General features: G+C 50.0%; 15 protein-coding genes. 1 reads left to right on the top strand and 14 read right to left on the bottom strand.

Going from position 1 to position 21,666, the window contains the following annotated elements:
• Nucleotides 1–149 precede the first annotated feature (149 nt).
• The 14 genes from MKY74_RS22065 to MKY74_RS22130 all read right to left on the bottom strand — a co-directional run bounded on the left by MKY74_RS22065 (nucleotide 150) and on the right by MKY74_RS22130 (nucleotide 20,713).
• The gene (locus MKY74_RS22065) at nucleotides 150–2,378 is read right to left on the bottom strand and encodes a chondroitinase-B domain-containing protein (RefSeq protein ID WP_076164937.1); all 2,229 of its coding nucleotides are present in this window, start codon (nucleotides 2,376–2,378) and stop codon (nucleotides 150–152) included.
• A gap of 182 nt (nucleotides 2,379–2,560) precedes the next feature.
• Nucleotides 2,561–3,685 carry a glycoside hydrolase family 88 protein gene (locus MKY74_RS22070; RefSeq protein ID WP_076164926.1) on the bottom strand — a complete coding sequence of 375 codons (1,125 nt, stop codon included), beginning with the start codon at nucleotides 3,683–3,685 and terminating at the stop codon, nucleotides 2,561–2,563.
• 29 nt (nucleotides 3,686–3,714) lie between these two features.
• Nucleotides 3,715–4,605: a carbohydrate ABC transporter permease gene (locus tag MKY74_RS22075; RefSeq protein WP_144025320.1), complete on the bottom strand. Its 891-nt coding sequence runs from the start codon at nucleotides 4,603–4,605 to the stop codon at nucleotides 3,715–3,717.
• Nucleotides 4,606–4,618: 13 nt separating this feature from the next.
• Nucleotides 4,619–5,590 carry an ABC transporter permease gene (locus MKY74_RS22080; RefSeq protein ID WP_084203664.1) on the bottom strand — a complete coding sequence of 324 codons (972 nt, stop codon included), beginning with the start codon at nucleotides 5,588–5,590 and terminating at the stop codon, nucleotides 4,619–4,621.
• A 78-nt stretch (nucleotides 5,591–5,668) separates the two neighbouring features.
• The gene (locus MKY74_RS22085) at nucleotides 5,669–7,318 is read right to left on the bottom strand and encodes an extracellular solute-binding protein (protein WP_076164923.1); all 1,650 of its coding nucleotides are present in this window, start codon (nucleotides 7,316–7,318) and stop codon (nucleotides 5,669–5,671) included.
• A 153-nt stretch (nucleotides 7,319–7,471) separates the two neighbouring features.
• Nucleotides 7,472–9,799, bottom strand: a complete 2,328-nt coding sequence (locus MKY74_RS22090) for a helix-turn-helix domain-containing protein (protein WP_167372811.1) — start codon at nucleotides 9,797–9,799, stop codon at nucleotides 7,472–7,474.
• Between the two features lie 22 nt (nucleotides 9,800–9,821).
• Nucleotides 9,822–12,077, bottom strand: a complete 2,256-nt coding sequence (locus MKY74_RS22095; RefSeq protein WP_076164918.1) for a glycosyl hydrolase family 95 catalytic domain-containing protein — start codon at nucleotides 12,075–12,077, stop codon at nucleotides 9,822–9,824.
• A gap of 393 nt (nucleotides 12,078–12,470) precedes the next feature.
• Nucleotides 12,471–13,199: a sugar isomerase domain-containing protein gene (locus MKY74_RS22100; protein ID WP_076164915.1), complete on the bottom strand. Its 729-nt coding sequence runs from the start codon at nucleotides 13,197–13,199 to the stop codon at nucleotides 12,471–12,473.
• Nucleotides 13,200–13,253: 54 nt separating this feature from the next.
• Nucleotides 13,254–14,228 carry a BadF/BadG/BcrA/BcrD ATPase family protein gene (locus MKY74_RS22105; RefSeq protein WP_076164913.1) on the bottom strand — a complete coding sequence of 325 codons (975 nt, stop codon included), beginning with the start codon at nucleotides 14,226–14,228 and terminating at the stop codon, nucleotides 13,254–13,256.
• 22 nt (nucleotides 14,229–14,250) lie between these two features.
• Nucleotides 14,251–15,159 (bottom strand): carbohydrate ABC transporter permease, encoded by a 909-nt coding sequence (locus MKY74_RS22110; RefSeq protein WP_076164910.1) that lies wholly within the window; start codon nucleotides 15,157–15,159, stop codon nucleotides 14,251–14,253.
• 16 nt (nucleotides 15,160–15,175) lie between these two features.
• Nucleotides 15,176–16,165: an ABC transporter permease gene (locus MKY74_RS22115; protein WP_084203662.1), complete on the bottom strand. Its 990-nt coding sequence runs from the start codon at nucleotides 16,163–16,165 to the stop codon at nucleotides 15,176–15,178.
• Nucleotides 16,166–16,219: 54 nt separating this feature from the next.
• Nucleotides 16,220–17,962, bottom strand: coding sequence for a DUF4838 domain-containing protein (locus tag MKY74_RS22120; RefSeq protein ID WP_076164905.1), 1,743 nt, complete (start codon nucleotides 17,960–17,962; stop codon nucleotides 16,220–16,222).
• A 71-nt stretch (nucleotides 17,963–18,033) separates the two neighbouring features.
• On the bottom strand, nucleotides 18,034–19,665 hold the full coding sequence (locus MKY74_RS22125) for an extracellular solute-binding protein (RefSeq protein WP_076164903.1): 1,632 nt from the start codon (nucleotides 19,663–19,665) through the stop codon (nucleotides 18,034–18,036).
• 274 nt (nucleotides 19,666–19,939) lie between these two features.
• Nucleotides 19,940–20,713, bottom strand: a complete 774-nt coding sequence (locus MKY74_RS22130; protein ID WP_076164900.1) for a DeoR/GlpR family DNA-binding transcription regulator — start codon at nucleotides 20,711–20,713, stop codon at nucleotides 19,940–19,942.
• 212 nt (nucleotides 20,714–20,925) lie between these two features.
• Here MKY74_RS22130 and MKY74_RS22135 point away from each other — a divergent pair, with 212 nt between their 5' ends.
• Entirely contained in the window at nucleotides 20,926–21,666 is a 741-nt protein-coding gene (locus MKY74_RS22135) for an SIS domain-containing protein (protein ID WP_076164897.1), read from the top strand.

The raw sequence follows: 21,666 nt of genomic DNA on the forward strand, positions 1-21,666 counted from the left end.
GGCATGTATGTGTCCAAATAGGTGTCACCACATGCTGTGGTAAGGATTTACAAAAATAAAGGCCAACTCGTTAACCGAGTTGGCCTTTTCATTTACTAACTGCATTCTGTATTGCTACGGAATTTCATTTACTTGCCGTTGGAAGCGCGTTATTTCATTAATGCCCGGGGTCCAACATCAATGGTCGTGAGCGGCCGATTGGTTATGGATTTGCCGGAGCTATATTCATCTGCGCCCACATCCGGCGCGTATCTCATCTGGCCGCCCATGTCGTCCAGAGCCAGCAGCGGGCTGATGGCCGCATCGATGGCCGGACTGTATTCCGACAACCGGATTAACCCGTCATTACCGCGGACCAGCCTCAGATCCTCTTTGCGGATTGCCCCGCCAACAACGGAATTGTTCGAAATAGGCGCAATGCCTTCTACCTTGTTCCCTTTGTATTCGGGTCGTTCCTGAGCCGGTGCTTTCATCATAGCTTCCGTCTCAGTAAACATGGTGCCCGCATGGCTGAAGATCAGATTGTTATAGATCTTCGTCCCAACCGGCTGATACGTTCTTCCACCGAGGGTAAACACAGGCGTGTTGTTGCCGACATTCACAATCGTATTATGGTAGATTTGGACGTTATACTGCCGCCAGTGCCCACGCAGCAGCTCTGTTCTTTCCTCTTCCGGAAGGCTGTTTAACACAGCGGTTTGTTCATTCTCTCCGCCCCAGCGGACGGTCGGGTTCGTTCCGCCTTCCGGTCCCCCGTCATGCGTGCCGCCGTCAAGGCGGATAATTTTATCCGTTAGCCCCTCCATGTAATTGTTGAAGATTTGATGGTCGTTGCCATAGATCCGGAAGCCGCTGAGCCCAGCCGTTTTTCCATCGCCGAGAATAAAATTGCCATAGAAGCGGTTGCGGTTCCCGTGACGGGATACGATCCCGCCATACGAATTGCGCACCGTATTGTAGCGGATAATGTTATCGCTGCTTTTTACCGAAATAATTTCGTCTTCGCCGTTTAACCCGTCAAATAGATTATGCTGGATTGTCACATAGCCTGAGGATAATGACAAGCTGGATAACCCGAGGCGAATCGCTTCCAGGCCGTTGCTGACCCGGGGGCCGATATCGTGAAAATGATTGTATTCAATCACATCGTATTGCGAAATGCTCTGCCCGCTGTGGCCCTCGCCGTCATAGATCACCACAGCGCCAAATCCCTTCTTGGGACCGATGTCGTTATAAGCGATCCGGTTATGGCTGCTCGTACCTTCGACCCGGATATAATGTCGGTTGGTTCCATTGTCGGTTAGCAGCTTATCATCTTCATACGGTGTCGACCCGCTATAAACTTCACCGCTCGGATCATAGCTGTTTTCTCCATAGCGGCAGCTCCCCTTGATGTTGACCAGGCACCACACGGAACGCTTATCTGCCTTGAACCGGTACGGCTGACCGGTCTCATCGAGCGCGAAGGTGTTCCCCACAATGGAGATATGGCTGGAGCTCTGCAGCTGCACGCCAGGATGGACACCCGTCAAGGAGCGGTTTTCTAATCCGCGTTCGACCAGGGTTTGATCTCCCGTCTCATCTCCGATGCCATTCCGGAATTGGAGTCCCGTTACCTCAATGTAGCTGGAATTCTCAATGTGCATGTAGCTGTTCCCTGTAATCACCGCTTTGCCGGATTTCGCTGCCGTTACCCGGATCGGATACGCTGCGGTACCATGCTTTTCTTTAATGACGAACGGGCCATTTTGTTCATAGCTGCCATGCTGAAGCTCAATCCATGTTCCGCTGACGGCTTCATCAAGGGCCGACTGCAGCTCCTTGGCCGTCCGGACCTTAATATGATTGAATTCAGGAGGTTTGACCTCCCCTTCCTTAACACTTCCCGCGTCAGATGGAGGAGGGGCCGGTTCCCCTGTCTCTGGCGGGTTTCCTGCATACAGCTCCACTTCCATAATGCTGTTCCAATTTCCCGAGCTTCCGCTGGCACTGTTTCCATATCCCGTAAGACGGAGGTATCTCGCCTTCACCGGCTGATCAAACACATAGGTCTGCAGGATGCTCTCCTCCGGCTGGAGCTGACGGCTGGACTGCCTGCCAAGAACGACGGTCCCCGTCTCGAAATCAGGCGTATCCGATGCAGTGATTTCAAAGCTGGAAAGCCGTTCCCGTGAGTTTAAAAAAGCGATGTTCGCATAAGTTACCTTTTGCGGCTGCCCCAGGTCAAACTGAAGCCATTCCCCTTGCCCGGATGCTGACCAGCGGCTTTGCTGGCTGTCTGTGTCTTCTCCCCAGATCCCATCCACGACCTTTTCAGGTACATAATTCGTGTTCGGCTGGTATGAGCTGGCCGTCACACCGCTCACTGCTAGTTTCATATGGCTGCCTCCCGTTTCATTCGCTGCTCCATTCACCTGTGAAGGTTGTAACGTTAATGACCCTAATAACAACGTCAGTAAAAGTCCTATCCCTACTCTGCCCGTAAGCCTCTGCCTGATCGTTTTTTTCAGTAACGTACTCAACACGCTCCACCTCTTTCTTTAATTAACGATGTAAAGCACTAAAATACACGGTGAGACCAGCCCCGTAGTTTCGCGAGCGCCTCCACATAATAATAATCCCCGTAGATCAAGGATACATTGACATTGACGCCTTCCGGCTTATGCCCTGTCGCGCTATGCAGAATCCCTTCGTGCTCATCGTCGCCGAAAGTGGAATAGCGTTCAGATAAAGAAGCGATAATACGCGTGGCTGCATGATGATATACAGCCCCCACTTCAGGAGATGTTAATTCCGCAAGCTCCAGCAGACCTGAAGCGGCAATGGCCGCAGCAGAGGTATCCCGAGGCTCGGTCTCCTGGTTCGGAACACGGAAATCCCAAGGCGGAACCATATCCTCCGGCAATGAAGCGATAAAGTGATGTGCCACCCGCTGCGATGCCTGCAGATATTCGTGTTCCCTCGTGTACCGGTATAGGTTTGCCATGCCGTATAATGCCCAAGCATTCCCTCTGGACCAGCAGGAATCCGGAGCATAGCCCTGCCCGCCTTTATATTCCAGCAGCTCGCCGCTCGCGGGATCAAACACGGCCACATGGCAGGTAGAACCGTCGGGCCGGACCATATGCCGTAAGGCCATGTCGGCATGCGCTTTGGCTATATGGCTGAATCTCGGATCCCCGCTCTCGTCTGCCGCCCACAACAGAATGGACAAATTCATGAGGCAATCGATGATTGCCCATCCCGGGAGATCGCGGTTCCAAGCCCGCAGGTACTGGCCAGCCAGGTTGAACCGGCCTGCCAGAAAGTTGGCAGCTGCCAAACCCCTCCTTCTGCCATCGGCGTCGCCGGTTAGCTTATATTTCAGAATCGAGGTCGGCAAATATTGAAATCCGACATCATGATGAAAACGGTTCTCCTCCAGCGTCAGCCGCTCCATTCGGATGTCCCAGTCCCAAGCTGCATCTAGGTACCTTTGATCTCCTGTCATATCGTAATAAATCCACAGCATTCCCGGCCAAAACCCCGATATCCAGTTATCCAATGTCAACCCGTCGTATTCTCCGGATTTTGCCGCATGCGGCGCAAGCAGGGGTTCCTTTTGCATCAAACGTTCCACTTTTTGCTGAGCCTGTCTCCACCATGTCTCCAAATACTTGTCATTTACGCTTCCGAGCTTATTCATCGTAAACCTCCCTTGCCTACTCAACTTTTTTATCCCTTAATCGCCCCAATCAAGGCCCCTTTGACAAAATACTTCTGCAGAAATGGATAGACCAGCAGAATCGGAACGGTAGCCACGATAATCGTCGCGTGCTTGAGCGTTTCACCGATAACGGCAACCTCTCCACCGCTGGCTCCGGTGGCCATGGAGCTGGCATCATTGAGCAGCAGCAGCTCGCGGAGTACCAACTGAAGCGGGTATAGGGATCGGTCCTGCAGATAGATCATTGCGTTAAACCATGAATTCCAGTGGCTGACCCCATAGTAAAGCAGCATCACGGCCATCACCGGCATACAGAGCGGGATCATGATCCGGAAGAGAATAACGAACTCATTCGCCCCATCGATCTTTGCCGATTCCTCCAGGCTGTCAGGCACAGCCTCGAACGCCGTCCTCATAATAATCAGATTAAAGGCCGAAATCGCCTGGGGGATCATCAGAGACCACAGCGAGTTCGTCAGGCCAAGCCCTTTCACCGTGAAATATAGCGGAATCAGGCCTCCATTAAAAAACATCGTAAATACGATAAACAGCATGAGCGGCTTACGATAACGTAGTCCCTTGCGCGATAACGCATAAGCCCCAAAGGCTGTTAAGATGATATTGAGGACAAGTCCGCCGGCAAGAATAATGATGGTATTGACATAGCCCTTAACAATCATCGGGTTTTCAAACACCAGCTCGTAAGCATGGAAACTGAATTTTAACGGTCTCCATAATATCCCGGAATGCTGCATGTACAGCGTCGGATCGCTTAGAGAAGCGAATAAAACATAGACCAGAGGGTAAACCGTAAAGATGGTGATAACCGTTAATAAAGTATAGTTAAAGGCATCGAATGCTCTCTCACCTAGGGATGGTCGGCCGATTCTTCGTTTCATGAGCAAGTTCCTCCTACCATAAGCCCGTATTGTTCATCTTCCGGCTCAACCAGTTGGAGCAGATGACCAGCATAAAGTTGATGGCGGAATTGAACAGTCCTACGGCCGAACTGAAGCTGTAATCGAACTCCTGCAGTCCTACACGGTACACATAAGAACTAATCACATCCGCGGTTTCATAGGTGGACGGATTGTATAGGAGAATGATCTTCTCCCCTCCCACATTCATGACTCTTCCCATTTCCAGAATGAACAGGATGATGATGGTGGGCATAATTCCCGGCAATGTCACATGGAGCATTTGCTTCCAGCGGCTTGCGCCATCCATTTTTGCCGCTTCATACTGCTCCTGGTCGATACCGGCTAACGCCGCCAAATAGATAATGGTCCCCCATCCGATATTTTGCCAAATTCCTGATGAGACAAAGATCGTACGGAAATATTGGGATTCAAGCAGTAAAGAAACCCGCTCCCAGCCCAACAACGCCAGCAGGTCGTTAATGATCCCATCACTCATCGTAAACTCTTTGATCATGCCGCATACGACAACAAGCGATATAAAATGAGGCATATAGGTAAAGGTCTGGACGGTCCGTTTAAATACCGTCTTTCTCACTTCATTCAGCAGAAGGGCGAGAATCAGGGGAGCGGGAAATCCAAATAGCAGCTCATAGAAGCTGATTAATAACGTATTTTTAATGACACGCCAGAAATAAATGCCTTCAAAAAAGGACTCGAAGTGTTCCCAGCCTACCCATGGACTTCCCATGATTCCTAATCGCGGGGAAAAATCTTTGAAAGCTATCAGGGCGCCGTACATCGGATAATAGTGAAAAATAGTGAAATAGAGCAGCACCGGTGTCAGCATGATATAGAGCCAAGGATTTCTTCGGATATCCTTCAGAATTCCCCAGTGGATCAGGCTCCTGCTTCCGGAAGTAGTCAATAGAGCCGCATGCTGCTCTTGAGGCGGATGTTTCGCCATCCCGTTGTCACTCCTCATGATCAATCTAAAGCCCAGAAGAATCGGGCGGTTATCGCCCTCCTCCGGGCTGATCAACACTTACCGCTCGTTATACCGATCCAGCGCGTTCTGATAGATTTCGACCGCCCGATCAATCCCGAGCTTCTTAATCTGTGTGACGTAAGCATCATAATTCTCCATCGGTTCCTTCCCAACGATGAATTTCACGAACATCTCTTCCTTATAGTTGCTTACGTCCGTCAAGATTTTGCCGAGCTCCTTGCTCTCCTCGTCCGTTGGGGTGAGGAAAGCGGGCAGTGTGTGCTTTTCCGCGTCTGTCTGAGACCATATTTTAACGGCCTCATCCTGCTCAGGGAACGTATTCCAATTGCGGCGCTCATCCGCTTCATACGGACCATTCGGTTTGGAGTATTGGGATACCATTTGCTGCAGGCTGTATTTCTCGTTATTTTTGATCAAATCGGTATACACCGGAGTTCCGTTGTCCATCGAATAGCTCTCGCCTTCAATGCCGAAATTGAACAGCATGGCACCTTCATCGCTGTATGCATAGTCCAGCCACCTTGCGACCAATTCCGGATTTTTGGCGGCGGTTGTAATCGCTTTGCTTGGACCGGGGTTGTATTTGAAATCACGCTGACCCGTAAACGGAACCTCACCTTTCTGAATCGTTGGATAAGGGGCACCCACCAATTTAAACTTCGGGTCCTGTTTCTTCATAGCATCCATCCACTTTCCAAGGCCGCCGCTCAGCAGCGATACCGTTGCTCCGGTCTGGCCGGTCAAAATCTTGTTATCCAGAGCTTTGCCGTCCGTAAGTGCAAAATCCTTATCGAACAAGCCTTCGGCAAACCATTTGCGGAACAACGCCAGAAAATCCTTGTACTGTGGATCGACCGGGCCATACTTCACCTTGCCCTCGTCATCAATATAAAATGAGTTGGACGTATGATAGGCACCGATAAAAGCATCCCGGATTTCAAAATTTCCTCCCGTGTACGTGACGCTAAGCGGAGCTTTCGCCCCTTTCTGATCTTTGAAAGCTTTTAACGTGGTTTCCCATTCCGCAACTGTGGTAGGTACAGGCAAATTCAAGTCGTCGAGCCAGTCTTTTCGAATGATCGGACCCCGGAACACCAGCCCGGACGGATTGCGGATCATCGGAAATACGTAATATTTGCCGCTGTCCGTTTTCACCATCTTGTCGAGTTCCTTGTCTGCTTCCAGCTTTTTCTTGAGGTTTGGCGCATACTTGTCAATGAGATCATTGAGTTCCAGAATGACCCCATCTTTGATTGCCTTCTCCGGTCCCCCCGGATAGGAGCCTGCGCTTCGCCCGGTCCAGTCATATTCGACCGTATCCGGCAGCTCATCAGAAGCGATCATCAGATTAAATTGTTCCTTCGTCTGCTGATCATTCGGATGGACATACTTCACGTTCACCCCTGTTTTCTCCGCAAGCGCCTTTCCAAACGGTGTTTCGGCTAGATTGGAATAGAAGGTAACGGCATTATTGTTCAAAGCTTCCCATGATGTGAACCCTTCCCTCGTCTTCAGCGGATAGGTCGAACCGATATCTGAGGATGCGCCCGCTTGATCTTTCGGTTCACCCTCCTCGGTGCTTCCTGTTGAGCATCCCGCCAGGATCAAACTCATGATCAGGACAGAAGAGACACCCGCTTTAAAACGCCTTATTAAGATTTTGCCTATCCGCAAACGTCGATCCATTGCCATTCCCCCGATTCAGGATAGTATGATGAATACCCTTTCAAAACAAAGTATCCGAAGCCATTGTTCAACAAATCCGCGAAAGTGAACATAGACAAAACATAAAATGATAGGCAATTCTTGAAAAAACCGTGATCTTGTCTGTCCTCGGCGTCATTGCGCCGCCTTTTGGAATGCTCCGGGAGTCATGCCTTCAAACTTTTTAAAGGTTCGTACAAACGTGCTGACATCCGCATAACCGACACGGCCAGCGACTTCATTGACGGTCAGCTTGTTATGCTTCAGGAGGTTTTTGGCTTCGGCCAGACGCGAACGGTTAATCGTGTCCAGCAGCGCTTCTCCCGTATGATCTTTATAAAGACGCGAGATATAGGACGGGGTCATCCGGAATACATCTCCGATCATGGAAATATTCAAATTCGGATCGTGTAGATGGTTCTCTATGTAGCGCTGTACATCTTCAATTAAATAGCGGTGGTGATCCCGCTTCTCGGCTTGAATCCAGCTGCAGACCTGACTCAGCTTGACCTTCAATTGTTCCTTCATTTGCGGGACATGCTCACATGAAAGGAGCGGTTCTACATCCAAGAGATGCGCCTCCAGCGATCGTTTGCCGGTAACGCTGACTTCATCAACCGTATTAAGCATCGTGCTGGCCATGTTATACATTAAGCATTTGGCAAGTGGAACGGATACCGGGTGTCCCGTGAAGTTTTTCTGGAAAATATCTTCGATCAGTGCCTCAGCCTTCGCGTAATTTCCGCTCTTCACTACATAGATGAGCTGCTGTTCGACGCTGAGTGGGAAATAATAATGATGCGGCGGCGCCTGATTCAATTGTGTATCCCGATACCGGATGAACTGTCCGCTTCCAAGTACAATCCGATACTCCAGGGCATCCAGTGCCTCATGATAGGACTGCGCGATTCCATAGATGTCTGAATAAACCTCTCCAACCGCGATTGTCAGCTCAACCTGCATCTGTTCCTGCATAAATTCACGAACCTGAGCGGATATGCGATGCAGAGTAAGCCGCTCCCGCTCTTCAGAATCGCTTTTATGAAAATTCACAATACATGCAAGAACATCATTCATTTCCGTCGTGTATATAGCGGCATCATCCGCTGCTGCATCCACCAGGACATTTGTCAGAATAAAATGCAGCATCTGCTCCTTTTGATCCGACAGGCCGTTCTGGCCGTACTGTTCGAATTTCCCGAAACCGTCCACGGACATGAGAATGACCACAAAGCGGTCGGATGAGAACTCAATATGATGGGCAGCAAGGGATTCGTGAAGAAGAGCCTCCTTTTCTATGGATCCCTTAAGAAGCCTGCGGATGAGATGGGCCCGAATCGTGTTACGATGCTGGTCTAAACGGGCACGCATATCTTCCTTCTCCGTAAAATAATGTTGAATGGCCCCTTGTAGGAAGGAATATTCACTTGAACCTCCGTCAAAACGCAATCCGAATTTATGCGAAAGACTTTGGAGCATCACTTGGATCGGCATATAATTTTTCCGCAGAAAAAGGACGCAAATTACGCCTCCAACCAGGAAGCACATTCCGATACTGATCCATATGAGCTTGCGCATATACTGCATTTTCTCGTTAAAGAGGGATGCCGGTAATACGGAAACGTATTTCCAGCCCGTTATTTTTGAAGTGATATAGGAAACGGCTGCTTGCTGCTCCTGCACATCTTTATACACGATGCCCTGCTGATCCCGAAGCTCCCCGTAGGTGAGATGCTGCGGCAGGAGACCTGGATCTGTCCGAGCAGCGATATACCGGCTCTCTGTATCCAGAATGAACATCCTTGCATCCGGATGCCGCGGGGCGCTTTCGATTAATTTCGAATCCTTCATGACAAACAGTACGATTGCCGGCGGCTGCCCCGGTGTGTTAAAAACAAGGGATCTTGCAAACACAACAACCGGCGTTGAAGTCCCTCCATCCCAAAACGTCATCGGCGTATAGCCGTTTACATATTTTCGCTCAAATAAGCTATTCCATTGTTCAAAAGAGGTATCGTCCTGCTGGCGCAGCTTTTGAAACAAACCCTGGCGGTTCATATGATCGTAGGTGGAGATCACCGTATCACTGTTTGTATATATGACATAAATTTGCTCAATGTAATCATTCGCATTTTTATACGTGCGCAGGCTTTCGGAAATTTGGAACAAATCATAATAATGAGCATCGCTGAGCGGGGGATCGACACTCGAGAAGCTGGAGATATTCCGGTTTAAAGCAATCTCCAGGCTCAGCTGCTCCAGCCCTTTCAGCTTGCTGTCAATCGACATCTCCATCTGTTCCAATAACAACGCATTCGAACGGTTTGTTTCCGTCTTGACCTGTTGATAGGTGATGAAGTACAGAACAATACTGATGAGAATCGGCACCATTAACACGGTAATATAGGAAATGAGCCAAGTCACTATCACGCTTCGGTTGTACTTGCGCAGCTGCTTAAACATGATCATTCATGCCTCCCTGGGCTTATTTCGGGAATCCATACAATCGCCATGGCTTCCTGCTTCCAAAAAAGTGCTGCATGCCCGGCTCAGCCGGCACAGGTGCAATTACCCGTGGCTCCTCACCGTCTGAAATATACAGCACGGCCTCATCGCCAGATTTCAGCACAATTTCGATCGATCTATCCTCATGTAATATATATTGGGCCCTCTTACCTTGAACTTCGATCACAAACCCTTGCTCCGAATATGCAAGATCTGTTAGCAATCTGCATGGCTCCCCGGCAAGACTCTGGATGCGGATAAAAACCGTTTGTCCCGCCTTCGAGGCAGCGCTTACAAGGAATCCTCCTTCAGCACGCAAATTGTGAAAAACAGCCTCCTGCCACGTCTCCGGAACCGCAGGAAATACCCGAATGATGTTCCCCCAACTTTGCAGCAGCATGTCATGAATCGCTTCCGCCCCGGCTAAAGGCGTCTCGATGACCGGACCCGCCTCTTTATACATCGTATTTGGTTTAATCAAATGCATTAAGCTTCGCAAATAGGCTAGTGCTTCATCGCCCAGACCCATGGCTGCTGCAATAGAAGCGGCTCCGGTGAAGCTGAACCCGCGCAGATCACCTTCCTTGGCTATCCAATGTCTGAGGGAACGAATGGCGAGCTGCCGTTCCTCCTCAGAATTTCCGGTAATATGCAGCGGGAATACAGCCAGCAAATGACTGAAATGACGATGGCCGAATTCCAGGCTGAGATCCCTTCCGATTTTGTATCCTGTTTGGTCTACCGGCAGCGGCGTTAGCCTGGCAAGAATATCGGCCCAGCGCGCCTGCAGCGGATCTTCGATCCCCATTCTTTTGGCAGCATACAACAGTGTTTCGCAGCCCCAGCGCAGCAGGGAGAGGTCGTAATGAGCATCGGGGGTCTTGAGTTGTTTAAACGAGCCGTATTCAGGCGATACCGTGGGTGGCAGATGGAGTCTGCCGTCCGTACCTTCCTCCAGAAGATGCATATAGAGGCAGATGCTTCGCCGCAACAGCGGATAAACAAAATCACGGAGCAGCGTCTCGTCCATCGAATAGCGGTACTGCCTCCAGCAATTATGCATGATCCACGTTAAATTTCCGACCTCATCTTCAACCGGGCTGTTCAGATCATAGCTGCTGCTTCGCCCCAGGCCAGCCGAATCGCTGCGGAAAGATTCGTCAACGTTACGAATTAATTGCTCCTGATGCTGCCGCAGCGAAGAAATAAGGGATTGTCCGAGCTCAAGACGGTTCGCGGTATATACCGGTGAATAGCTCATCTGAACGTTCATATTAAACCATAATCCAGGCCATGGCGTTGAGGTCATCCACGGGCCCTGGTTATCTATTGGAAGGAGATCTTTTCTTGTTGCAGAGGCCAGTTTGTACATTTGGATCCAATAAAAGCTCTCGAGCTGCGTGTCCGGAATCGAGATAAAGCTTGCCGGATAATAGTCATGCCACCAACGGCGATGTTCGGCTATCCACGAAGTCAAATCTTCCTGGGGCACATTCTCAAGTTCATGGCGTGCAATTTCCCTGTCTTCATTTGATATTCCGTTGACCACCGTCAACAGGCATAAACGGTGATACCTCACATCATTTTCGCATTCTCCGCTACCTTCCTTCACTCTTCCGTAATTGTGCACCTTCCAAGCCGTTGTGCAGCCTTCGCCCTTTCCATAGGATTGAACACCGATGCCAGTCCCTTCCTCTTCCGTCCGTTCGACAGTGATCTCCGGTATGTATTGGTTCAGGTTGATTCCATCGGCATTCTTCAGAATGGGATCGACCTCAGGATAGGAATACCATCTCATTTCCGCCCTCTGCTCACCTTCATCGCTATCAAGTTCAATGGCCAGAACCGGATATAGGGCATGGATCAATGCCCTTAATCTGACTTCTCCCTTCGTCGTAGGGATCACCGCGCGCATTTCAGCATTCCAAAGATCAAGCCGAATCTCACAAGGCTGATAGATCCAACCCTCCATTTCCAACGCGATCTCACCAATAGGGACCCGTACAGGAAACGCCTTAGCCCCTCCTTCACGCGAAGCCGTCACGTCGGTCCGTCCCAGCACGAACCTCAGCACATGTCGTTGATCCCGATGCTCCTCGCTATATATCATGGCTCCAAGAAGACCGTTGCCTATAAAAACTCCTTCATCCCAGCTTATAGGTTTGGTTTGCCATAACATATCGTGACGGGACAAGAATGCGGGCCAATCGATGTGGGTTTGAATGCACATGCTCATTTGCTTTTCCTCCTCTATTTTCGGGTAGTTGTAATAACCTTTAAGACCTGCCTTACAATATGTATCCGCTTACATATTCAGTCAACCCAAAAGACTCGACCTTCATCCAAGTTGGTTTTACTTATCCAATACATTATACATCTTCTGGTTTACTGGCAGTTTTGGTTTTTGTATCAGGATCCTAAAAGTCACGAATTTCTTTGGAGTTTTTTACACTTTTGCTGAAGGTCATTGTCTTATCCTATTAAGGATGCTTTCTTATAAAGTAATAGATAGTCTATATCAATTACGGTTAACCATATATGTTCTTGTCGTCTGGTTTTGACAAGAACATATATTGTGAAAACATAAAAAAGCCGCCAATGGCGGCTCGAATTTTTAAACGCAGACCGTTTAACATGAAGTCTCGGCATAGGCTTGATAAGCTGTTTCATTATACTCCGCGCTTCCCGGGAAGTTGATGGATTTCAACACCGACGGTTTCAAGTTTTGCCGTAGCAGAAGTTCGACCACTTCGGCCTCGATGGCCCACATGATGGAAGCGGCCGCGATACCGGATGCCGGGCAGATGGACGCGTTTAATTCCGGCACCTCCAGCATCGCGTCCAGCGGAGGAGCGCAGTTATCGATCACAAGATCGGCAACCTCGAATAATCTTTTCCCGCTGGAATGCTCGCTCTTCAGCAGTGAGGAGTAAGTGATGCTCGTTAAGGCGATGACATAAGCTCCCATCTGCTTTGCATGAAGCGCTATATCGACCGGAAAGACCGTTTTTCCGGATACGCTGCCGACAATGAGCACATCGCCCGGAAGAAGCCGGCTTGCCCGGAGAACGTACTCCATCAGCCCTTCGAGGCTGCGGTCTTTCTCTTTCTCCTCTTCGCGCTCTCGAACCTCGTTGTTCACGTCGAATTGAAAGCGCATAGCCCGAAAAGCGGTGAGTCCGCCCGCACGGTTGACGAGCTCGCTATCCAGCATATGTCCCGTGTCGAACAAATGCACGCATTTTCCGGCCTCCATCGCGTTTGCGATTGCCTGAGCCGCTTCTCCCATGGCCTCCCCCTGGGTTTGTTCGATTTGGGCAATCAGGCTGTTCAGCTTCTGAAAATATTGACCTCTCATATTCTTCCCCTCCATATCATAAGTAAGCGCGGTAAGGTTGAATCTTACGGCTCTTTATATATCTTTCGGCTGATAGAGAAACGCTTCGAACGCCGACTTCAACCACTGCAGCATCGGACCATCCAAAGGGTCGCCCGCTCCCGTACCCATCGCTTCATGGACGACGCCCCCCATGACGGGCTCAAACAACGGCATTTCCGCCACGGTTTTCGGGTGCTTCTCCCAAATGACTTCCCTGAACCTTGTGAACATGAGCGGATGCCCCTTCCAGACGCTGCCCGCCGCCATGACCCATGTCTGTTCATCGAACGCGTCCCGGTTCATCAGCGCGCATACTTGCAGGGCGAGGCTCTCTCCAGCTGCCGCAAAAATGCCCTGCGCCACTTCGTCCCCTGACATCGCCGCTTTGGAAACAAGCAGCGAACATGAAGAAATGACTTCACGGGTATCGGACGTGCCATAAATGACGGAAATGATGTCGCCCATATGCTTCAACTGCCATCGCTGCATGATCAGTTCCTGAAGCATCGTCACAGGCCCGCGGCCTTCAAAGCTTTGAATGGCGGCCATCATTCCCTGCCTCCCGATATCGTATCCGCTGCCTTCATCGCCAAGATGACTTCCCCATCCGCCAAGATGGGTTTGGATTTCCTCCCTGACGCCGAATATCCCGGAGCCTGTACCGGCCAAGGCTACAATACCTCGTCGGCGCTGAATTCCTGCCAGCAAGCACATATATCCTTCACTGAAAGCATGCATCTCTCCGACATGTGCATATTTTCCTATGACATCGGCGAGCAAATCGATTGGACCGGGCATCGCCGCATAAACTGTCTCCAGCTTGATATGTAGATGCTCCTTCAAGCATTCCCGGATGCATGCCTCCATATTGGCCTCGACCTTTTTGAGCCTCGTAAAATTCGGATTAATCGGTCCGCTTCGACCTACGGCCAGGCAATTCCAATCGTGATCGAACAATACAGCGATAATTTTCGTTCCGCCGCCGTCCACGCTCAGGCAGTATCCCACGGCGCTCCCCCTCTTTCCAGCATCAGCCCTTCACAGAACCTACCATGATGCCCTTGACGAAATATTTTTGCAGGAAAGGATATACGCATATAATCGGGATGACAACAATAATCATCGTGGCCATGCGAATGGATTCCGCGGTAAAAGTCTGAGCTGCATAAGTGGCACTGCGCTGCGCATCCACCGTATTGGCGCCCGTCACTGCTGTGAGGTTCGCTTTGTTGATCAGCTCCATCAGCATAAACGATACCGTCTTCAAGCTTTTGTCATTCACGAAATACGCGGAATCGAACCAGGCATTCCAATGACCCACTCCGTTGAACAGGGCAATGGTCGCAAGCACAGGCGCGGAGAGCGGCAGCATGATCCTGAGAAAAGTTCGCAAGTCGCTCGCCCCGTCGATCCTGGCGGATTCCTTCAGCGCCTCCGGCAGTTCACGAAAGAAGGACATCATGATGATGACATTAAACACGCTTAATAAGTCCGGGATAATATACACGGCGAACGTGTTCATCAAGTGCAGCTTTTTAATCAGAATGAAGTAAGGAATAAGTCCGCCTGAGAAATACATCGCAATGATAAAGAATAGAAAATAATAGTTTTTGAACATGAGTCCCTTATGAGCGAGACAGTAGGCAACCAGCGCGGTAAAAGCAAGGCTGGATACGGTACCGATCAGTGTTCTGGCAATCGTGACTCCGTACGCTTTGATTAGCTGGTCATTAGAGAATACCGCCTCATAGTTATCCCAGGTAAACATGCGCGGCCATAAAAAGATCCCGCCCCGCGAGGCATCGATGCCGTTATTCAGCGAAATAATGAGCGAATAGTAGAATGGGTAGATGGTTGCGATCATAACCACGATCAAGATGGTATACACGATGCCGTCGATCACGTAATCTTCCCTGGTACGTCGAAATCCGCGTTTCATCGGTTATTCCCCCCGGTTAGAAAAGTCCCACGCCAGACGCCTTTTTGGCGGAATAATTGCTGACCAGAATCAGCGTGAGCGAGATCACGGATTGAATCAGGCCGATCGCTGTCGCATATGAGTATCTGCCTTGAGCCAGGCCCATTTTTAAGGTATAGGTCTGTATGATCTCCGAAACGCTGTTATTCACCGGATTCCCCAGCAAATACGCCTGCTCAAAGTTGGATCCGCCCAGCCCGCCGCCGAACAGGTTGCCTAATGCTAGGATCAGCACGACGATAATGGTTGTTTTAATGCTGGGAAGCGTCACGTACAAGATCCGCTGCATGCGTCCCGCGCCATCCACGACCGCTGCCTCATGCAGTGTGGGATCGACTCCGGCTATGGCCGCCAGAAATATGATCGTCCACCAGCCCATCTCCTTCCAAATATCGCTGAGCACCAGCATCGGCCAAAAATACGAAGCGCTCGCCAAAAAGGATATCGGTTTATCGATCAGACCGACAACCATTAGCAGCTGGTTAACGACCCCGTTTTGGGAGTTCAGGAAGGAGAACAGCATGCCCGAGACCACGACCCATGATATAAAGTGAGGCAGATAGCTTGCGGTTTGCGCAAAGCGCTTCAAGCCTTCTTTTCTTACTTCATTCAGCGCTATCGCAAACAGGATCGGAATCGGGAAAGTAAACAGGATTTTCAGCAGACTGATGACGACCGTATTGCGGATAATCTGCCAAAAGCTGATGTCGCGGTAAAACTCCAAAAACCATTTAAACCCGACCCATTCACTGGTGAAAAATCCGGGAATTCCCGACGATAACTTGAAATTCTTGAAGGCAATGATGAGCCCGACCATGGGCACATAGGCAAAAACAAGCAGATATGCGATGCCGATCAAAACGCTTATTTGATAGAACTTTTGCTGCCGAAGTGTTCTCCACACCCGTTTCGCAGAGCCCGAATTCGCAAGCACTTCCGATTGATGATTTGCAGGCAAGCTCCCCACCTCCTGGACTCAGAATCCAATACCGATCATCGATTGTTCCTCATGTCCCGCCTGCTATGCATGCACAAAAACGGATCCCTCTTCCATCATCTGTTTGGATTTCTCCAGGCTGCGTCCTTCCCATAAGGCGGTAATGCCCTCAGCCTGAACGTCGGCGAAGAACTGATCGATTAGCTCCTGCCGGTTCGGGACATCCTGCGGCATGGCGGACAGCTGAACGTAGCGAATTGGAAGTCTGGCAACATGAACCCGGTGCAGGATTTCCTCGTCATCGGCAAGCATTTCGGCCCGGTCGAACAGCGCCACCGCTTGCTCGATCAGGTCCTTCGACAAATACTCGCTCGTCGGCGGATCGTAAATTCCGGTGTGGATATGCTCCCGCTCCACTTTGTCATGCAGCATATCGATATATTGGCGCAGCGGCGTTGCCGCCATGCCGTAATACCCGGTCATAAATTCATTGATCGCCGTATCGACGTCGCTATCCGGATTCCACAGAAGCTTGGATAACACGTATGCCCTCAGTTCGGCAAATTCGCCGCCGCCTCCCTTTTCGTAGCTGCCCTGTTCGAAGATGCCCTTCACTTGATTGCGAATGAAAAATTGGATGTTAGGCTGCAGGACCCGAATATTCGGAAATGGCATGACATAATTCGAGAAGTTCGTAACGTAATCCCATATATACACACGGCCGCATACCTTGCCCCATTCAATGAGATCTTGAGCGAATGAAACCCCGGATTCTGCCCGGCTTTTGAAAGACGCCAGCTCCTGGCATGATTCCAGCGGATGTGAAAAGCAGCATTCGATGCTGCACAGCCTGACGATCACGTTATGGCGTGGACGTACATACTTCGGCGGCTTCCGAGTATATTGGTAAGCCAGCGTATCAATGGCTACCTCCGGATATTCGTGCTCAATGGCTTCGGCTACCCGATTCACAAACCGGATGAGGCTGCCGCTGTAGCTGTCTTCGTATTCGTCCACTGCCCGGCAATCGGCGCATTGGCAGGGATTGTACCAGTCATTTTGCGATACGGACAGAATGCGGGTTTCCGGATGCTGGCCAAGATACTCCTTGACCCGGTTGATCATCAGCTCCTGTACCTCGGGATTCGTCAAACAAAGCTGCGTCTTTTCGGAAATCCGCTCGCCGCCAACCTCCGAGAAGTATTCAGGATGCGCATCGAAATGCTCTTTTACCGGGATGAAGTGATCAAAGGTATGTACGAACAAGGAAGTGTATTCCGTCTTGCCCCCATGACGGGTTTCCAGTTCAGGGAAGTTGCCGTTCGATTTGTTTCTCGCCGCCCAATCGCCGTCAAAGGCACAGAAGAAAAACGGTTCGCGATATTCCAGCACGGGAACCTGCTCGATATCGATATGGCCCAGCGATACGCGGCTTCGCTTCGGAATGCGGCTTACCTTGGAGCTGAACCATCTGCAACCTAAGCGATCCTCCAGGAAGGTGTACACTCCGTACAGTGTCCCGCGCAGCGCTCCGCCGGCAATGACAAGCCGGCTGCCGGCCGTGCGGATTACGAACCCGTCATTGCCTAACCTCTCAAAATCGATGGATGACGCCAGATCGGCCATATGCAGATTGAAGCCCACGACGATTTCATGGGGCGTGAGCGGACCGTCGTCGTTTTTGATCGGCACCGTTACGCCGGTAATTTCACGCAAATACGCCTGCAGTTCAGCCCCTGCATACACCTCTGAAGGCGAGGCCTGCTCTCCAATAACAATCGTCCAATCCGTCGAGCCGTTCTCGATGATTACCCATTCGTTCTTCATGGATCTTCCCTCATTTCCTGAATTCTGATCATACGGGAGGGAAAGTCCCCTCCCGTACTTGCCGCTTTGTTCTACTCGTATTTCTTCAAGGCTTCCTGATAAGCTTCATTCATGTAGGTTTCCAGTCGTTCCAGACCGATTTTGTTCGCGTCGGACATCAGCTTGTCATATCGCTTCGCGGCTTCATCCTCACTGGCAGCCGTGATGATTTCGACTTTGGCGTTGGTGTACAGCTCCGACAGCTTCACGTTGATATTGAACTCATCCGTATCTGCCTTCGGCTTGACGAACGCCAGTGCCGGATTGCGCACGTACAGCGCCTTTCTGAACTTCAGCAAGTCAACAGAAGAGCTGTATTTCGGATTACTGAGCGCCCCCGAGGAAACGGCAACGCCTTCCCCGAGCCCGCTCGCCTCGAAATACCAAGGCCCGATCCCTGTATCCGTCACCTTCAATTGATTGAAACCTTCCGGACGCACCAGCAGCTTATCCTCGTTCAAGGTGTAGTGCTTGCCTTCGATTCCCCATTGTGTCAAGGCATCGCCTTCGGGGCTTTTGAGAAACTCGATGTATTGGATTGCGCGCTCAGGATTTTTATTCGTTTTTGGAACGAACAGGCTGGCCCAGCCAATAGAAGCATCTACGGGCTTCAGCTTCGCCTCCCCCTTAAAGGTGAGCGCTTTCAATACAGGCACCAGATGCGCTTGAATTCCATTGTCGTCATACACTTTGTTCATTTCATCGGCTAAACCACTGTTGTAGGAAGCCGAAAATACATTGCCGCTCTTCATGATCTGCGAGAACTGCTCCGGCTTGTAGGCGAAGCTTTCCGCGCTTAAGTATCCGCTACGGTACAGTGAGTTCATGTATTTGAAATAATCCTTGAACCCGGGGTTACTGAAGCCTAAGTGCACTTTGCCTGCTTCGTCTGTATAGGGATTCTGGTCGGTCAATCCCATCATTTCCATCAGCGGGTTCGTCCATGTCGGATGTGGGAGGTAGATGATCATGTCAGGGTGCTTTTCCTTGACCAGCTGATAGACGTTCAGCAAATCCTCAAGAGATTCTAGCGGCGGATTGCCTATCTCCTGCATGATATCCTGCCGGACGTAGAACCCCGCGTCACCGGGAGATGGGAGGTTTCTTGGGTCATTCCAGGCTTCGTCGTTGTTATAGTGCGTTTTTAAGGCGTAAAAATGTCCGTCGGGCTGGGTGTTGTTAGCAATTTCTACGGGGTCAAGTAGATTCATCATTTCGGGGGCATATTTCTTGATCAATTCATCGAGTGGATAAGCGATGTCCGTATTGTAGAAGCGTTCTACCAGATTGGAAGTGAAGACGAGATCGGGCAATTCATTGGCAGCGATCAATACCTGGAGCTGGTTGAGGTCACTGCCTTTCGTTACGTTCAGGGAGACGCCGGTCCTCTTCGTGATCTCTTTGGATACATCATCCTTCCCCCACGTATCGACGGGGTACCAGTCGAAATCGATGTATGTATCGAAAGCTACGGGATCGGTGCTCTTTTTCCAGGCCAAGTCCGGGCTGTCCCAGCTTGTAATATTGCTGGTTTGTTCCACCGGTTGGTCGTTCTTCGCCGGGTCACCCGCTTCATCTTCGGTGTTGTCCTTACCTGAACAACCCACCAAAGTCAGAACAACAATCAGAAAAAAGGAAGAGATCAACAACGCTTTCTTCTTCATTTTATTCCCCCTTAAGGACAGTTTTTCGAAAACAACTTTCGGATTCGAAAATAAACGAAATCCAAAAATTAAATTTGTTTTCGAATTTGTTTCGATTATAGATTGGAATTTATCGGACTGTCAATAAGAATAAATTTATATTTTTAAAAGAAAGATTAACGAAAATAAATCCTCTTTTTTTCTTTTCGTTTTGCGAATGCAAGAAAAAAATAACCCCTTAAGTACACTCCTGTACTCAAGGGGCCAGACGCCTATGGAATAAAGTATGACATTGTTATTCATCTATCGCCTCTGCGATGATCACCCGTATAGCCTTCTCATCAAAAATACTCATGTACGATTCATCCGGTCGCCGATCGGTAATGATGGTGTTTACCCCGTCGAAGCTGTCGATTCCAATCAAGGTACGGTTGTTGTTGAATTTGCTATGGTCCGCCAGTACGATGACCTCGCTGCCGGAATCCATCATCCGTTTGCGGATATCCGCCTCCACCATCGTGATGTCTCGTAATCCCTCCAACAGGACACCTTTGGGACTGATGAAGGTTTTGGTAGCTCGAAGATCGTTGATCATCTTCTCTGCATACGGTCCAACGAACGTTTGAGTTCTAGGATTTAGCGTGCCGGGGATCCCTATAAGCGTGGCCGTCGTCATTTCTTTGAGCTGTTCGAATATGGGGATGGAGTTGCTGATGATCGTCACATTCTCGATATGCCGTGCCAGATTGGCCAACAGTACTGTCGTTGAGCTTCCGTCCAGAAAAAGGCTGTCCCCCGGTTGGATCAAATCGACGGCAGCTTTGGCGATGGCCGACTTTGTTTCGCTCAGAAGCAAGGAGGTCTCTGAAAAAGTAGGTGATTCCTGCTCATCCTTCACCATCGCTCCCCCGTAACTGCGCTCAATCTTCCCTTCTTCCTCCAGCGTTCGCAGATCAGAACGGATAGTCACCTCGGATACTTGGAATATATCCCTTAGCTCCGAAACCCTTTTAAATCCATTCTCTCGCACCATCTTCAAGATTTCGCTTCTGCGCTGCATAGCATGCATCTTCTCTCTCCACCTCTGTTTTATGTATATAATAGGTTCTGCTTATCGTTTCAATATACAGATATAACTACTATAACAGGAAATAAACCGAAAGAAAACTGTTTGACAATGAAATTAACCGAAGATAAAATCAAGTCACAAGGAAAGCGAATCGAAAGTTACTGAAGCTTGGATCGTATGATTGAGCTGAAGTGTAACGGGGAGGATATACTATGCTGCAAATTATGCGTTATTTTCAGGCCGTAACGGATAACCTGGTTCAAGTCTTGCAAGAGCAGCAGGAGGCAATGCAGCAGACCTCGCGTGTATTGGCGGACACCGTGGAGCAGGGAGGCTCCATCTATATCACAGGATGCAGCCATTCAAGCCTCTTCGCGCAGGAGGTGTTTTACAGAGCGGGGGGCTTTATTCTGATGAATCCCATTTTTTTACCGGGTATGACCTTGGAGACCTTTCCTTCCACGCGCACCACCAAATTCGAACGCATATCCGGGCTGGCCGAGGCTGTGCTATCGGAAACGCCTCTCAGGCAGGGCGATGTGCTCATTATCGCTTCTGTCTCCGGGCGCAACACCGTCCCCGTCGAACTGGCGTTGTGGGCAAAGAATCATGGCGTGAAAGTCATTGCGCTTACGTCGATCGCCTATTCTTCCGATGTCTCAAGCCGGCATTCCAGCGGCAAGCGCTTGTTTGAGCTCGCAGATTTCATTTTGGACGTCATGGGGGAAAAGGGCGATGCGGCGCTGTCGATCAACGGATTGCAGGTCAAAACGGCCCCGCTCTCCACGGTGACCGGAATTACGATGATGCATGCGGTCATTTCGCAGACGATCGAGCTGTTGATTCATCGAGGCTTGACTCCACCGGTCTTCCTATCAGCCAACCTCGAAGGAGGAGATGAGCACAATATGAGGTTGCTGGAGCAATACCGAAACCAAATTCATTACCAATAA

The sequence above is a fragment of the Paenibacillus sp. FSL R5-0378 genome (assembly GCF_038009285.1).
Taxonomy (GTDB): domain Bacteria; phylum Bacillota; class Bacilli; order Paenibacillales; family Paenibacillaceae; genus Paenibacillus_AQ; species Paenibacillus_AQ favisporus.